General features: G+C 66.4%; 14 protein-coding genes and 1 tRNA gene. 1 reads left to right on the top strand and 14 read right to left on the bottom strand.

Going from position 1 to position 13,804, the window contains the following annotated elements:
• Positions 1-215: 215 nt before the first annotated feature.
• The 9 genes from alr to rnr form a co-directional block, all read right to left on the bottom strand.
• A complete protein-coding gene (gene alr, locus ACQZF9_RS10740) occupies positions 216-1,313 on the bottom strand; it encodes an alanine racemase (protein ID WP_428313223.1) in 1,098 nt (365 codons plus the stop codon).
• 7 nt (positions 1,314-1,320) lie between these two features.
• A complete protein-coding gene (gene dnaB / locus ACQZF9_RS10745) occupies positions 1,321-2,673 on the bottom strand; it encodes a replicative DNA helicase (RefSeq protein WP_428313413.1) in 1,353 nt (450 codons plus the stop codon).
• A 131-nt stretch (positions 2,674-2,804) separates the two neighbouring features.
• Complete coding sequence (gene rplI, locus ACQZF9_RS10750) at positions 2,805-3,263, bottom strand: 50S ribosomal protein L9 (protein ID WP_428313224.1); 459 nt, start codon at positions 3,261-3,263, stop codon at positions 2,805-2,807.
• Positions 3,264-3,281: 18 nt separating this feature from the next.
• Positions 3,282-3,551, bottom strand: a complete 270-nt coding sequence (gene rpsR, locus ACQZF9_RS10755) for a 30S ribosomal protein S18 (protein WP_428313225.1) — start codon at positions 3,549-3,551, stop codon at positions 3,282-3,284.
• A complete protein-coding gene (rpsF, locus tag ACQZF9_RS10760; RefSeq protein ID WP_428313226.1) occupies positions 3,551-3,970 on the bottom strand; it encodes a 30S ribosomal protein S6 in 420 nt (139 codons plus the stop codon). Before rpsF ends, rpsR begins: the two co-directional genes overlap by 1 nt.
• A 183-nt stretch (positions 3,971-4,153) precedes the next feature.
• The gene (locus ACQZF9_RS10765; protein WP_428313227.1) at positions 4,154-5,098 is read right to left on the bottom strand and encodes a hypothetical protein; all 945 of its coding nucleotides are present in this window, start codon (positions 5,096-5,098) and stop codon (positions 4,154-4,156) included.
• Positions 5,095-5,841, bottom strand: a complete 747-nt coding sequence (gene rlmB / locus ACQZF9_RS10770) for a 23S rRNA (guanosine(2251)-2'-O)-methyltransferase RlmB (protein ID WP_428313228.1) — start codon at positions 5,839-5,841, stop codon at positions 5,095-5,097. The genes ACQZF9_RS10765 and rlmB overlap by 4 nt, the downstream gene beginning before the upstream one ends.
• A 65-nt stretch (positions 5,842-5,906) precedes the next feature.
• Positions 5,907-6,599 carry an OmpA family protein gene (locus ACQZF9_RS10775; RefSeq protein ID WP_428313229.1) on the bottom strand — a complete coding sequence of 231 codons (693 nt, stop codon included), beginning with the start codon at positions 6,597-6,599 and terminating at the stop codon, positions 5,907-5,909.
• Complete coding sequence (gene rnr / locus ACQZF9_RS10780; RefSeq protein ID WP_428313230.1) at positions 6,596-8,923, bottom strand: ribonuclease R; 2,328 nt, start codon at positions 8,921-8,923, stop codon at positions 6,596-6,598. The genes ACQZF9_RS10775 and rnr overlap by 4 nt, the downstream gene beginning before the upstream one ends.
• Before the next feature lie 73 nt (positions 8,924-8,996).
• On the opposite strand from rnr, the gene ACQZF9_RS10785 reads away from it, so the two are divergent.
• A tRNA-Leu gene (locus tag ACQZF9_RS10785) sits at positions 8,997-9,081 on the top strand.
• 242 nt (positions 9,082-9,323) lie between these two features.
• Here ACQZF9_RS10785 and ACQZF9_RS10790 read toward each other — a convergent pair.
• From ACQZF9_RS10790 to ACQZF9_RS10810, 5 genes are read right to left on the bottom strand one after another with little or no spacing between them, the layout of a single operon-like run.
• Positions 9,324-9,980, bottom strand: a complete 657-nt coding sequence (locus tag ACQZF9_RS10790; RefSeq protein ID WP_428313231.1) for a tetratricopeptide repeat protein — start codon at positions 9,978-9,980, stop codon at positions 9,324-9,326.
• Positions 9,970-10,806, bottom strand: a complete 837-nt coding sequence (locus tag ACQZF9_RS10795) for an SDR family oxidoreductase (protein ID WP_428313232.1) — start codon at positions 10,804-10,806, stop codon at positions 9,970-9,972. Before ACQZF9_RS10795 ends, ACQZF9_RS10790 begins: the two co-directional genes overlap by 11 nt.
• The gene (locus tag ACQZF9_RS10800) at positions 10,797-11,459 is read right to left on the bottom strand and encodes a TenA family transcriptional regulator (protein ID WP_428313233.1); all 663 of its coding nucleotides are present in this window, start codon (positions 11,457-11,459) and stop codon (positions 10,797-10,799) included. Before ACQZF9_RS10800 ends, ACQZF9_RS10795 begins: the two co-directional genes overlap by 10 nt.
• A gap of 22 nt (positions 11,460-11,481) precedes the next feature.
• On the bottom strand, positions 11,482-12,978 hold the full coding sequence (locus ACQZF9_RS10805; RefSeq protein WP_428313234.1) for an AMP-binding protein: 1,497 nt from the start codon (positions 12,976-12,978) through the stop codon (positions 11,482-11,484).
• Positions 12,979-12,989: 11 nt separating this feature from the next.
• A complete protein-coding gene (locus ACQZF9_RS10810) occupies positions 12,990-13,655 on the bottom strand; it encodes a thermostable hemolysin (RefSeq protein ID WP_428313235.1) in 666 nt (221 codons plus the stop codon).
• Positions 13,656-13,804 lie beyond the last annotated feature (149 nt).

Raw genomic sequence — 13,804 nt, forward strand, 5'->3', positions numbered from 1 at the left:
GAGGTCGTTTTGTTCGTATTTACGCAAGATCCGAACCCCGGCTTCCAGTCGCTGTGCCGGGCATCGGTAACGTACGTCGAGACTGCATTGCAGCAAAGTTCTGTTACGGCTTCTTTATAAAGGTTTTCAGTGGGTAATGGAACTTATGGAAAGCCCCTTCATAAGTGCCACTGAGCTGTGTGTCACCTTAACGTAAGGGTAAAGGCGCGACCTGTCTAAGAGCTGACCGGGCTGTTGATATGACGAAACCTGACGCGATTGGTCAGCCCGCAGAACAACTCGTAGGCCAGCGTGCCGGCGTGCGCCGCGACTTCCTCGGCCGGCAGGCCTGCGCCCCACAGCAGCACTTCGTCACCGACGCGCGCGTCCGGCGCCTGGCGTAGATCCAGCGTGATCATGTCCATCGACACGCGCCCCGCGAGCGCAGCCCGGCGTCCCGCGATCAGCACCGGCGCACCGCTGGCGAGGCTGCGGTGAATACCGTCGGCGTAGCCGACGGCGGCGACGCCGACCGGCATCGTCTGCTCGCAGATGTAGGCGCTGCCGTAGCCGATGCTGCTGCCGGCCGCGTATTCGCGGCGCGCGATCAGCCGGCTGGTCAGGGTCAGCGCGGGCCTGAGGCCAAGCTGGGGCCCGGTCTTGCCGGGCAGCGGGCTCGCGCCATACAGCGCCAAGCCGGGCCGCACCCATTGGCGACGCGCCTGCGGCCATGCCAGCAGGCCGGCGGAATTGGCGATCGAACGCGCGCCGGCGCGATCCGCCAGCGCGGCGTCGAAGGCCTCGATCTGCGCCATCGTCATCGGATTATCCGGCTCGTCGGCGCAGGCCAGATGGGTGATCCAGCCGCAGAACTGCCAGCCGCGATTGCGCTCCAGTACCGCCTGCAGCCTGGGAACGGCCGACAGCGGAAAGCCGAGCCGGTGCATGCCGCTGTCGAGCTTGAACCAGACCTGCAGGCTGGCGCTGGCCGGCATCGATTCGAGCAGCTCGATCTGCCAGAAATCATTCAGCACGATCTGCAGCCGTTCGTAGGCGGCCAGCGTTGCTTCTTCGGCACTGAGAATGCCTTCTAGCAGCGCGATCGGCGTGCGCACATGCGCTTCGCGCAACTCCAGCGCCTCTTCGATGCAGGCGACCGCGAGCGCATCGACACCGGCGGCTTCCAGCGTGCGCGCCACCGGCACGGCGCCGTGGCCGTAGGCGTCGGCCTTGACCGCCGCCATGACCCTGGAGCCCGGGGCGAAACGCCGCACCTGCTGCAGGTTGTGCCGGATCGCCGCCAAATCCACGGTCGCGATGACGCGGTCGCTCATGCCCCGGTCATTCCTGATAATCGGCGGCGCCGCTGTAGGGCGTCCGCGCGTTTTCGAAGCGCGTGTACTGGCCGTGAAAATCCAGGTTCACCGCACCCAGCGGGCCATTACGCTGCTTGGCGATGATGATCTCGGCCTGGGTCTCGTCGCTGGTCTTGTTATAGACCCAGTCGCGATAGATGAACACCACCAGATCGGCGTCCTGCTCGATACCGCCTGACTCGCGCAAGTCGGCCATGCGCGGGCGCTTGTTGTCGCGCTGCTCGACGCCGCGGTTGAGCTGCGACAGCGCGATGATCGGCAGCTTCAGCTCCTTGGCCAGCGCTTTCAGGCTGCGCGAAATTTCCGAAATTTCGCCGGTGCGGTTGTCCTTGGTGCCGGGCACCTGCATCAGCTGGATGTAATCCACGACGATCAGTTTCAGATTGGTGCGCATGGCCAGACGGCGTGCGCGCGCGCGCAGGTCGTTGGGGCTCAGCGCGCCGGTCTCGTCGATGTACATCGGCGCTTCGCGCAACCGGTTGATGGTCCAGGTCAGCTGGTCCATTTCCTGGTCGCTGAGTTCGCCGCTGCGCAGCTTCTGCATCGGGATGCCGCCGCGCGAGGAGATCACGCGATAGCCGATCTGCTCGGCCGACATTTCCATCGAGAAAATCGCCACGCCTTCCTTGCGCTCGAAGGCGACGTACTCGGCGATGTTGACCGCCAGCGTGGTCTTGCCCATCGACGGTCGCGCCGCGAGGATCATCAGATCGCCCTCGCCCAGGCCGCTGGTCTTGTTGTCGAACTCGATGAAGCCGGTCGGCAGGCCGGCCGAGCCGCCGCTGTCGCGCACATTGGAGACGCGCTCGAACACCGCGGCCATGATCGAGGCCATGTCGTGGGTGCCGCTCTGCGAGCGTGCGCCGCGTTCACGGATCGTGAACACTTTCTGTTCGGCAACGTCGATCAGCTCGGACGGGCTGCGGCCCTCGGCGCGAAAGCCCAGGTCGCTGATGTCCTGGCCGGCGGCGATCAGGCTGCGCAGCACCGAGCGCTCGCGCACGATATCGGCATAGGCGACGATGTTCGCCGCGCTCGGCGTGTCCGCGGCCAAGGTGCCCAGATACGCCAGTCCACCGGCCTGATCGAGCTTCTCCTGCGCGCGCAGATGCTCCGACAAGGTGACGAAATCGCAGGGCCGGTTGGCGCCGATCAGGTCGCAGATCGCGCGATAGATCAGGCCGTGGTCGGCGCGGTAGAAATCGGCCTCGGCCAGTCGATCCGCCAGATCGTTCCAGGCGCGGTTGTCGAGCAGCAGGCCGCCGAGCACGGACTGCTCGGCTTCGATCGAGTACGGCGGTTGTTTCGGATCCGGCATATCACTCACGAAGCAGCGCCGCGGCGGCGCCGAGAACCTGGACACTAACGAAAACGGCCCGCATCGCTGCGGGCCGTTTAGTCTAGCCGAGAAGCCTTGCGGCCTCCCGATAGAAACCAGAGCTGGCTGCCTTAGGCGGCGGCCTTCTCTTCGACGACGATGACGCTCAGGCTGGTCTCGACTTCACCATGCAGGCGCACGATGACATCGTAGGTGCCGACCGCGCGGATCGGACCGTCGACCATGTCCAGCTCGGCCTTGGCGACGTCGATACCGGCGAGCTCGGCGGCGCGCACGATTTCGGCCGGGCCGACCGAGCCGTACAGCTTGCCTTCTTCGGCGGCCAGCGCTTTCACCGTCACCGACTTGCCGCCGATCTTCTCGGCGCGAATCTTGGCGGCGTTGAGGCTTTCGCTCGACTTCTTGACCAGCTCGGCCTTGCGGGTTTCGAAGACCTTGCGGTTGCTATCGGTCGCCGGCAGCGCGATGCCTTTCGGCAGCAGGTAGTTGCGGCCGTAGCCCGGGGTCACCTTGACGGTGTCGCCGAGGTCGCCGAGGTTTTTGACTCGTTCCAGCAGAATCACGTTCATGTATGCGGGCTCCTGCTCTTATTCGTGCTTGTCGGTGTACGGCAGCAGGGCCAGGAAACGGGCCTGCTTGATCGCGACCGCCAGCTGGCGCTGATAACGCGTGCGCGTGCCGGTGATGCGCGCCGGAACGATCTTGCCGTTCTCGCCGATATAGCCCTTGAGCATCGCCAGATCCTTGTAGTCGATCGGCGCGGCGTTGTCGGCGCTGAACTTGCACGACTTCTTGCGACGGAAGAAACGACCGCCGGAACCACCACCACCGCCGCCTTCTTTACGTTCGAAAGCCATTAGACGCTCTCCTCGGTGGTCTCTTCTTCGGAATCCGCATCGGCATCCGGCGCCGCGGCGTCGTCACGGCGCGACTTGTATTCCGGCTTCTTGTCTTCTTCCGGCGCCTTGAACAGCGGCGACTGCACGGATTCCGGCGCGTCCTTGCGGATGACCAGCTTGCGGATCACGGCGTCGTTGAACTTGAACGCGCTTTCGAGTTCGGCCAGGGCCTTGTCGGAGCATTCGACGTTGAGCAGCACGTAGTGCGCCTTGTGCAGCTTGGCGATCGGGTACGCCAGCTGGCGGCGGCCCCAGTCTTCGAGACGGTGGATCTTGCCGCCGTCGCCTTCGACCATTGCCTTGTAACGCTCGGTCATGCCCGGAACCTGATCGCTCTGGTCCGGGTGCACCATGACTACGATTTCGTAGTGACGCATGGATAACTCCTGTCTGTGGATGTCGGCCGGCTCACGAAAGTGTGGGCTGGCCGGGACAGTCCCCCGCCGGGAATCGAAACTCTTGCGCGGTGGGACAGCACCTGGCGACCGTGGCCGGCCGCAAGGGGCGCGCATCTTAAGGGATCGCCGGCCGCGGAGCAACGCGGGTGCCGGCGGCGATGCTCAGGGTGTCAGCACGCAGCAGCGCGGGTTGGACAGCAGCTCGGTCGCCCGCGCCTCGCCCTGCGCCAGATCCACCGGCCGCAGCTTGGCCCGGATCGCCTTCAGGATCGCCGAGAAACGCCGGTCGACGCCGGCCGCGGCCTGGATCTGGTCGAGCGCGTAATAGTGCGCGTAGGCCTCGACATCATTGACCGGCAGCACCTCGTCGCTCTGGTACCAGGCACCGAAGGTCCACAGCGCGGCCACCGATCCCGCATCGCGCGCCTGCGTCACGTAGCGCAGCGCCTCGGCCTGCAGCTCGGCCTGTTCCTCGCGCTGCTTTGGCGTGCACTGGTACAGGTACTGGCAGAACTCGCGCTGCGGCAGGTGATACATCAGGTCGAGCTGGGCCTCGATCAGGCCGGCATCGGCGGCCGAGCGCAGCCAGTCGCGATAGGTCCCGCGTTCATCGGCCGGAATACCGGCGCAGTCGGCGTATTGCTGGCGCAGCTGTCTGGCTTCGATCGCCGGATCGTCGATGTCCCAGCCGCCGCGCCGCCGGGTCTGGTAAATGCTCTCGACTTCGCGCTCCAGCCGCTCGCTGTCGGCCGGCACGTCGCGGCACTCGTAGAGCAGCAGGCCGAGCTGGTATTGCGCCGGCCGATCGCCGGCGTGCGCCTGCTGCAGCAGCGCCTCATAGGCCGGACCATAGGGCGGCGGCGGACGCAGCAGCGGCACTGGCTTGACGATATGCAGCTTGATGCCGCCCGCGGTCACCGCGTCGATTACCACCGGCTTGGGCTTGGCCGGCTCGGCGACCGCTGCAGGCTCGACCGGCAGCTCGCCCGGCTCGTCGCTGGCGGCCGGCACCATGACGGCGACCGGCGCGCTGCGCGTCAGCCACCAGGTTGCCGCGATCAGCAATGACAGCGCGCCGAGCAGCAGCGCGATGCGGCTGCGGCTCACCGGCGCTTGCCGCCCGGCTGACGTTGCCGGAACGCTTCGTACAGGCACACCGCGGCGGCCACCGAAACGTTGAGGCTCTCGGTCTTGCCGAGCATCGGGATCTTGACCAGGCGGTCGCAGGTTTCGCGCGTCAGCCGGCGCATGCCGGCGCCTTCGGCGCCCATCACCAGCACCAGCGGGCCGGTCAGATCGACATCGAACAGCGACTCGGTGGCCTCACCGGCCAGGCCGGTGACCCAGTAGCCGCGTTCCTTCAACTGTTCGAGCGTGCGCGTCAGATTGGTCACCGCGATCAGCGGCACGCGCTCGGCCGCCCCGGCCGCCGCTTTCAACACCACCGGCGACAGGCCGGCCGCGCGATCCTTGGGGATGATCACCGCGGTCGCACCGACGGCTTCCGCGGTCCGCAGGCAGGCGCCCAGGTTGTGCGGGTCCTGCACGCCGTCGAGCGCCAGGAAGATGCGCTCCGGCGAGGCCGGCGCCTCGAGCGCGTCCTCGCCCAGCAACTCGCGCTCCGGAATCAGCGCCAGCACGCCTTGATGGCGCAGCTCCGGCGCGCGCATGTCGATGTCGCTCTTGCTGACCTGGCGCACCGGCACCGCCGCCGCGTTGGCCGCGGCCAGCAGGCGCCTAGCGCGCTCGTCCTGGCGCGAATCGGACAGCAGGATTTCGAAAGGCTTGACTGCGCCGTCTTCCAGCGCGGCCATCACCGCGTGGAAACCGCCAATGTAATTTTCACTCATGGCCTAGTTTAAGGCCTGCAACGACAAAGGGCGCCGAAGCGCCCTTTGTTTTTCAACCCGAAGCCTCAGCCGCCGAGATACGGTGGCGGCACCCAGGCCGCCTGCTCGTTGCCTTCGACCACCGGCTTGATGACAATGTCGACGCGGCGGTTGCGCGCTTCCTTGACGTTGTCGCCGGTGCGGATCAGCGGCTCACGCTCGCCGCGGCCTTCCTCGCGCAGACGCGAGCCGGGCACGCCCTGCGACGCCAGGAAGCTGCCGACGGCCTGGGCGCGACGCTCCGACAGGCCCTGGTTGTAATCGGCAGCGCCGCTGGTGTCGGTGTGGCCGACGACGTGAATTACGGTCTTGTCATAGTTACGCAGGATCGCGGCGACGCGGCCGTAGGCGTCCATCGCATCCGGGCGCAGCGTCGCGCTGCCAAGATCGAAGCTGACGTCGGCGGCGATCGCCACTTTCAGCGAACCGTCGGACAAGGTCGTCGTGCTCAGTTCGCCGCGCTGGATCTCCGGCGCCATCTGCTGCTCGACTTCCTTGCGCTGCTTGTCCATGTAATTGCCGACCGCGGCACCGGCCAGCGCACCGACCACGGCGCCGACGATGGGCGCGCCGCGCGCATGGCTGACGTTGTTGCCGATCACGCCGCCGACCACCGCACCGATACCGCCGCCGCGCTTGGCGTTGCGATTCGGGTCGTCGGCACAGCCGGCCACGCTGATCACCACAGCCGCCACTACGGCCGCTCTGACAAGACTCATCTGGATCTCCGCTTCTTTTTGCTGGGAAGTGCGCGCGATTCTGTGTCGCGGTCCTGAACTATGGATGAACGCTGGCCGGATCCCTTGGTCGGGATCAACTCCAGATCGACCTTGCGTTCGTCGAGGTTCACGCGGACCACTTTGACTCGCACCGAATCGCCGAGATTATACGCGGTGCCGCTGCGCTCGCCGATCAGCCGGTGGTGCCGCGCCTCGAACTTGTAGTAGTCGTTCTTCAGCTGGCTGACGTGCACCAGGCCTTCGACATACAGGCCGGCGAGTTCGATGAACAGGCCGAACGGCGCGATGCCCGACACCAGGCCGTCGTGCTCTTCGCCGACGTGGTGGCTCATGTACTCGCACTTGAGCCAGGTGGTGACGTCGCGCGTCGCCTCGTCGGCGCGGCGCTCGGTCATCGAACTGTGCGCACCGGCCTTCTCCATCGCATCGACGCTGTAGGCGAAATCCTTGACCGGTTTCTTGTGGATCAGGTGCTTCAGCGCGCGATGCAGCAGCAGATCCGGATAGCGGCGGATCGGCGACGTGAAGTGCGAGTAGTGCGTCAGCGCCAGGCCGAAGTGGCCGAGGTTCTCGGCGCTGTAACGCGCCTGCATCAGCGAGCGCAGCATCACCGTCTGGATCAGCGGCTGGTCCGGGCGGCCCTTGGTGCGCGCCAGCATCGCCGCGTAGTCCTGGGTTTCCGGACGGTCGCTGCCGCCGAGCTTGAGACCGCGCTCGGTCAGGAATTCACGCAAGGCGGTGACCTTCATCGCGTCCGGCTTTTCGTGCACGCGGTACGGCGACGGGATCTTGGCCTTGGCGACGCGCTTGGCCGACTCGACGTTGGCCGCGACCATGCACTCCTCGATCAGCCGGTGCGCGACGTTGCGCTTGATCGGCACGATGCGGTCGATCTTGCGCTCGCTGCCGAACACGATCTTGGTTTCGTGGGTCTCGAAGTCGATCGCGCCGCGCTTTTCGCGCGCCTTGTAGAAGGCCTCGAACAGTTCCTTGAGCACCTGCACGTGCGGCACCGCATGCGGCTGGCGCGCGGCCTCGGGGCCGTTGGGGTTCTCCAGCATTGCGGCGACGTCTTCGTAAATCAGCCGCGCCTTGGAATTCATCACGCCTTCGTAGAAGGTCGACTTGGCGACTTCGCCATCGGGCTTGACGCGCATTTCGCAGACCATGCACAGGCGGTCGACGTTCGGGTTCAGCGAGCACAGGCCGTTGGACAGCTTCTCCGGCAGCATCGGGATCGCGCGCTGCGGGAAGTACACCGAGTTGCCGCGCGCCGCGGCTTCGGCGTCCAGCGCGGATTCCGGCGTGACGTAGGCGGCGACGTCGGCGATCGCGACCCACAGCGTCCAGCCGCCGCCGGTGCCGAACGGCCCCTTGCGCATCGCCTTGGCGTAGACCGCGTCGTCGAAGTCGCGCGAGTCGGCACCGTCGATGGTCATCAGCGGCAGGTCGCGCAGATCGACGCGGCCCTTGATCTGGTGCGGCTGCACCGTGTCCGGAATGCGCTCGGCCTCAATCAGCACGTTGTCCGGGAATTCGTTGGGCAGGCTGTGCGCGCGCACGGCCGCCTCGATCTCCATGCCCGGCGCGAGATGATCGCCGAGAATCTCGAGCACCTTGCCGACCGGCAAGGTGCGGTTGCCCGGCGGCGCGACGATTTCGGCGACCACCATCTGGCCGTGCTTGGCGCCCATGCTGGCTTCCGGCGGGATCAGCAGGTCCTGCTGAACGCGCGGGTTGTCCGGGATCACGTAGCAGACGCCCTGGTCGACGTGCATGCGCCCGACCACTTCGCGCGAGCCGCGCTCCAGCACTTCCACCAGCGAGCCTTCCGGCCGGCCCTTGAAGTCGGTGCCGGTGATGCGCACCAGCACGCGATCGCCATTCATCAGCGAGCGCATCTGCCGCGGCGGCAGGAAGATGTCCGGGCCGCCTTCGTCGCGGCACAGGAAGCCGAAGCCGTCGCGATGCGCCTGTACCACGCCAGCGACCGCATTCATCTGCGCCACCGGGCCGTAGGAACCACGCCGGTTCTGCACCACCTGGCCGTCGCGGATCATCGCGCCGAGACGCTTCTCCAGCGCCGACTGCTGGTTGAGCTTGGTCAGCTGGAAGTGGCCGATCAGGTCGTCGACATTCAGCGGCCCGGCATGCTCGGTCAGCGTATCCAGGATCAGCTGGCGCGACGGAACCGGATCCTCGTAGCGGCCCTGCTCGGCCTGGTAATTGGGATCGCGGGCCTGCCAGTCGGGGGTCGCGGATGACTTGTTACGTGAGTTTTGAGAGTCGTTCTTTCGTTTCATTGACAAAGCATACTCGCATCGCCACAATTCGCGCCCTCGCAGCCCTCAACACGGACCGCGAGATCGCTTCAAAGCCGAGATGGCGGAATTGGTAGACGCACTAGTTTCAGGTACTAGCGGGTAAAACCGTGGAGGTTCGAGTCCTCTTCTCGGCACCAGTCACAAGTCCCGACCTGAATCGGGACACACAGAAAACCCCGCTAAATGCGGGGTTTTTTGTTGCCTCGACGGTGATGGGCCGCCGCTGTATCCAGGGAGCGCGCCGCGCTCGAGCCGGTCGACGGTCCGGGCGCCATCGCCGGTGCGAGCGCCGATCACCAGTCGACCCCGATGCCGCCCGTACGAGCCTCGGCTGCGCAAGCGGTGGTCGCCGCGACAGCGACCCCGACGCCTTGCGAGACTAGCGCTTGGACAAGCGAGCCAGGGCCTGCTGCACCTCGGCGCGACGACCCGCGTCCGCATCTTCGCGGCCCGGCCGCGGCGCCGCCGCCAGCGCCTTGGTCAGATAAATCTGCGCCTCGGCGTTTTGCTTCTGCTCCAGCAACAGGTCGCCATAGAAATAATTCGGATCGATGCCGTCGGGGTTGATCGCCAGGGCTTTCTGCAGATAAGCCGCCGCCTGCTTCTTGTCGCCGAACGCCAGCGGCCAGCCGGGCGCCTTCGCATACAGGCTGCCGAGCGAGGTGTAGACCGAACCATCCAGCGCCTTGGGGTCGATCTTTTCGGCGGCCAGCAGCAGATCGCGCGCCCGTTTTATCTTGTCGAGTGCGCCCAATCCGCCCTGGAACTTGGCGGCGCTGCTGAGCACGATGGCTTCCCAGATCATCGGCTCGGCGCGTGCCGGAAATTCCGCCACGACGCTCTCGGACCGCGTTATCAGTGCGTCGAAGCGGGATTCCTTCTCCGCCTCGGGTACCTGGTAATAGGCTTGTGCCCAGCCATGCTGGAGTTCGGCGATGCGATCGCCCAGCGTGTCGGCATGCGCCGGCAGCGCCATTGCCAGGACAAGGCCCAGCGCCAGCAACACCAGGCTTTTGCTGATCGGATTATTGAACATGGCTGAGTACTCCGGTGACTGCATTGTGATCGAGCTGCGCGAACGGCCGCATACGCCGGCCCTGCTCGCGCAGTCCCTTGTCGACGAGCCGCGGAAACAGGCCATTGAGCTTGACGAAGAAGCGCTCCGGCCAGCCGAAGTAACGCTCGCGGGCGTTGCCGACGATCGCGTCGGCGATCGCCCGTGCCACTCTTTGCGGCTCGTCCTGCTTCATCGCGACCGCCTCCGCCATGCGGCTGACCGAGCCCTCGTTGATCGCGGTACGGGTATAGCGCGGCGCCACGTAGAGCACGTCGACGCCACTGCCCTCGAGTTCGCGGCGCAGCGCCTCGGAGAACCCTCGCAATGCGAATTTGCTCGCGGAGTACGCGCTGAAACAGGGGAAGCCGATCGAGCCGAAGATCGAACCCACGTTGACGATCAAGCCGCTTTGCTGGGCCTTGAACAAGGGCAGCACGGCCTGGGCCAGCTGCATCGGCGCGATCACATTGGTTCGCCACAGCTGTTGCAGCTTCTCGGCGCCCAGATCCTCGGTCATGCCGAAGAACGAAATGCCGGCGCAGTTGACGACGACGTCCAGCACTTGGCCGTTCTGCGTGGCCTCCGCTATCAGGCGCTGCGGGCCGCTCGCCACGGTCAGATCGCCCGGCAAAATCTCGGCCTTGCCGCCCAGATTGACGATGGCACTGGCGATGTTGTCCAGCACCAGGGTCTTGCGTCCGGACAACAGCAGGCTCGCGCCCTGGCGGCCCAGTTCGAAGGCCAGTTCACGGCCGATGCCGCCGGACGCACCGGTCAGTAGTACCCGCTTGTTTTTCAGTTGCATGTCTGATGCTCCCGATGGAGATGGGCGAAGATGTCGCCGTAGAGCCGATAGAAACGTTTGGCCGCCTGCACCACGGCCTGCTGATCGGACGGCGTCATCTGCTCGACCAGCTCGCGAAAGAAATCGACGTGCTCCAGATCGAGCGAGCCGTGGCTGCTCAGATAGCTGAAGGCTTTTTTCGGCAACTGCAGTGCGCCGGCGATCTGCTGCGCGGCCTGAGTCGCCAGCGCCGTGCTCGTGCCTTCGAGCACATGCACCATGCCGAAGAAGCCCGCCGGATTGCCGCGTGCGCACAGGTCGTACGCATAGGCGACCATCATCTCGGTCTCGAACGACGGCGCTCCCGCGCGCACCGCTGCGGGGTCGCCGCCGCAGGCCGCGATGTCGTTGAGTACCCATTCGTGATGGCCATACTCCTCGTCGATATACGCGGTGATCTTGGCGCGCAGCCATTCGCGGTCGTCGTTGAGCCGCGCGCCGCAGGCCATCATCAGCGGCACGGTGTGCTTGACGTGGTAATAGGCCTGCGTCAGGAAGGCGATATACAGCGGCACCGTGACGCGCCCGGCCAGGGCGTCGGCGAAAAGCGGCTGCGCGAGCAGCGCCGCGCGCTCGTGCTGGGTTTCGGCTTGCAGGTGTTCGTAGAAACTCATCTGGATTTTTTCTCGCAGCAGGTCATTCGAAAGCGAGTTCGTCGCAATACAGCGCGGCGATGGCGTCGGCGTAGGCGTGGCGAATCTGCGCACGGCGCAGACGGCCGTTGGCGGTGCCCTGATCGTTGCCGGGAGTGAAAGGTGCGGTCGCCGCGATCCAGCGACGGATGCGGGCGTAGTCCGGCAGTTCGCGATTGACCGCCGCGATCGCCTCCGCCACATCCGGCGTGCGCGCGACGATCACCGCAACATTGAACGGCGCGGCCTCACCGAATACCGCGGCCTGCGCGATGGCCGGCTGCAGGCACAGCTCACGCTCGACCCATTCCGGAGCGACGTTGCGGCCGAACGAGGTGACGAAAATGTTCTTCTTGCGACCGGTGACATGCAGGAAGCCGTCGCCGTCGAAATGGCCGATGTCGCCGGTCGCCACTTCCTCATCGCGATCCACGGCCGGCTCACCGACGTAACCGCGATAGACATTGCCCGAGACCAGGATTTCGCCATCCGGCGCGATGCGGACACGCGCATGCGGCAGCGGTTTGCCGACGCTGTCGGCGCGCTGTGCGCCGGCGCAATTGAGCGCCACCACCGACGCGCATTCCGACAGCCCGTAGCCTTCGTAGACCGGCAAACCCAGCGCCTGCGCGCGTTGCAGCAGGCGCGGCGACACCGACGCACCGCCCACGGCGATGAAACTCAGGCAAGCCGGCGCCGGCATGCCGGCCTCGATCGCCGACACCATCGCCAGCAGCATCTGCGGCACCAGGATCACGCTGCTGGCGCGCGCGCCGCTGATCGCGGCCAGCAGCCTGCGCACATCGAGTTGCGAGGCGCCGGACAGGCCGACCTCGGCCAAAGGCCACAGGCAACTGGTCGCGCCGGCCAGCAGCGGTGCGTAGAGGCCGCCGATGTTCTCCAGCAAGGTGGACAGCGGCAATACGCTCAAATGGCGCGATTGCCTGTCCGCGCCGCTGGCCGCCAGCAGCGCTGCGGCGACGTTCTCCTGCTCCTCGAGCCCCAGGCTCACGCCCTTGGGTTCTCCGGTGGTGCCGGAGGTGTAGGTGATCTTGCAGGTGCCCGGATGCAGCGGCGTGGCCGGCAGCGACAGGTTGACCGCGTTGAGCGCGCCAAAAGCCGCAGGCCAGCTCCTCAGCGCCGAGGCCGGATGGCGCGCCAACGCCGGTGGCAGCGGGATCCTGGGGTCGATCAGCAGCGTGTCGACGCCGGCGTCGCGCAGCGCATGCGTCATCTGTGCTGTGGAGAAAAAAGGCGGCAGCGGCACGCACAGGATCTTCAGCCGCAGCGCGGCGAGTTCGACCAGCGCCCACGAAATACCGTTGTCGGCGAGCAGCGCGATGCGCTGGCAGCCGAGCCGCCGCAGTTCTGCGGAGATGGTCTCGATCGCCAGCGACAGCTCGGCGTAGTCGAGCCGCGCCGTCGGGCTTTCCAGCGCGACCGCCTGCGGCCGCGCCAACGCGTGCTCGCGGATCGCCTGCAGCACGCGACTTGTCGGCATCGAGCGCGTCGTCACGGTGCGCCCACTCCGGCCAGCGGCGCCAGCAACTGCTGCAAGCCACCGGGCGTACGCCGCAGCTCGCGCAGCAGACGCGCGGCCGGGCCGATGTCGCCGGCCATCACCGAAGGACGATGATCGTAGTAGCGGCCCCAGTGCCGGCGTTCTTCCGCGCTGAGCTTTTCCACCGGAGCCGGTGCGAGCACCTGCAGCGGCAGGCCGAGCCGCGAAAAGCTGTTGCACAGCCGCGCCGGGCCGGTGAACACCACCCAGTGGAATCCGTCCTGATGCAGGCGTTCGCAAAGCAGCGGAATCAGCTGGCGCAGCGCGCCGGGCGAAGCGCCGGCGAGATTGCCGACCTCGACGATATGGCAACGCGGCACCGGCCGACCGGCCACTTGCGCGACCAGCGCCTCGACCGGCCGGTCGAGATAGTGTTCGAGGAACAGCAGCTCGCGCTTGCCGTCGCGTTCGGCGGCGCGCATGCCGAAGGCCGCGAGCAGCTCGCCGCTGTCGTCCTGAAGTCCGAACAGCCGCGGCATGAAGTTGTACAGCTCGGCGCCGTAGACCTCGGCGAAGCGCTCGGCGATGAAGCCCTGCAGTTCCGGGCGACGCTGCGGCTCGGCTTCGAGCAGCTCCAGTTCGACGGTTTGAGAGGCGGCGCGGCGGGCGCTGAGCATGATCGGTCCTGAGTCCAAGCCCGCGAAACGGCGGGGCACGGATCAGTAATGGCAAGCCAGGTGCCAGCCGCCTGCTGGCGTGCAGGCCTATGATTTATATATCAATACCGACTTGTGCGGCTGACGGCGCAGCCTGCAAAAGCGCGACG

Source organism: Hydrocarboniphaga sp. (assembly GCF_965279055.1).
Classification (GTDB): domain Bacteria; phylum Pseudomonadota; class Gammaproteobacteria; order Nevskiales; family Nevskiaceae; genus Hydrocarboniphaga.

What these genes read in the sequence shown, in the direction of transcription:
- rplI (WP_428313224.1), bottom strand. Translation starts at nt 3,263, where the DNA reads ATGAACGTGATTCTGCTGGAACGAGTCAAAAACCTCGGCGACCTCGGC.
- ACQZF9_RS10805 (WP_428313234.1), bottom strand. Translation starts at nt 12,978, where the DNA reads ATGCCGACAAGTCGCGTGCTGCAGGCGATCCGCGAGCACGCGTTGGCG.
- ACQZF9_RS10790 (WP_428313231.1), bottom strand. Translation starts at nt 9,980, where the DNA reads ATGTTCAATAATCCGATCAGCAAAAGCCTGGTGTTGCTGGCGCTGGGC.
- dnaB (WP_428313413.1), bottom strand. Translation starts at nt 2,673, where the DNA reads ATGCCGGATCCGAAACAACCGCCGTACTCGATCGAAGCCGAGCAGTCC.
- rpsF (WP_428313226.1), bottom strand. Translation starts at nt 3,970, where the DNA reads ATGCGTCACTACGAAATCGTAGTCATGGTGCACCCGGACCAGAGCGAT.
- rnr (WP_428313230.1), bottom strand. Translation starts at nt 8,923, where the DNA reads ATGAAACGAAAGAACGACTCTCAAAACTCACGTAACAAGTCATCCGCG.
- ACQZF9_RS10810 (WP_428313235.1), bottom strand. Translation starts at nt 13,655, where the DNA reads ATGCTCAGCGCCCGCCGCGCCGCCTCTCAAACCGTCGAACTGGAGCTG.
- alr (WP_428313223.1), bottom strand. Translation starts at nt 1,313, where the DNA reads ATGAGCGACCGCGTCATCGCGACCGTGGATTTGGCGGCGATCCGGCAC.
- rlmB (WP_428313228.1), bottom strand. Translation starts at nt 5,841, where the DNA reads ATGAGTGAAAATTACATTGGCGGTTTCCACGCGGTGATGGCCGCGCTG.
- ACQZF9_RS10795 (WP_428313232.1), bottom strand. Translation starts at nt 10,806, where the DNA reads ATGCAACTGAAAAACAAGCGGGTACTACTGACCGGTGCGTCCGGCGGC.
- ACQZF9_RS10775 (WP_428313229.1), bottom strand. Translation starts at nt 6,599, where the DNA reads ATGAGTCTTGTCAGAGCGGCCGTAGTGGCGGCTGTGGTGATCAGCGTG.
- rpsR (WP_428313225.1), bottom strand. Translation starts at nt 3,551, where the DNA reads ATGGCTTTCGAACGTAAAGAAGGCGGCGGTGGTGGTGGTTCCGGCGGT.
- ACQZF9_RS10800 (WP_428313233.1), bottom strand. Translation starts at nt 11,459, where the DNA reads ATGAGTTTCTACGAACACCTGCAAGCCGAAACCCAGCACGAGCGCGCG.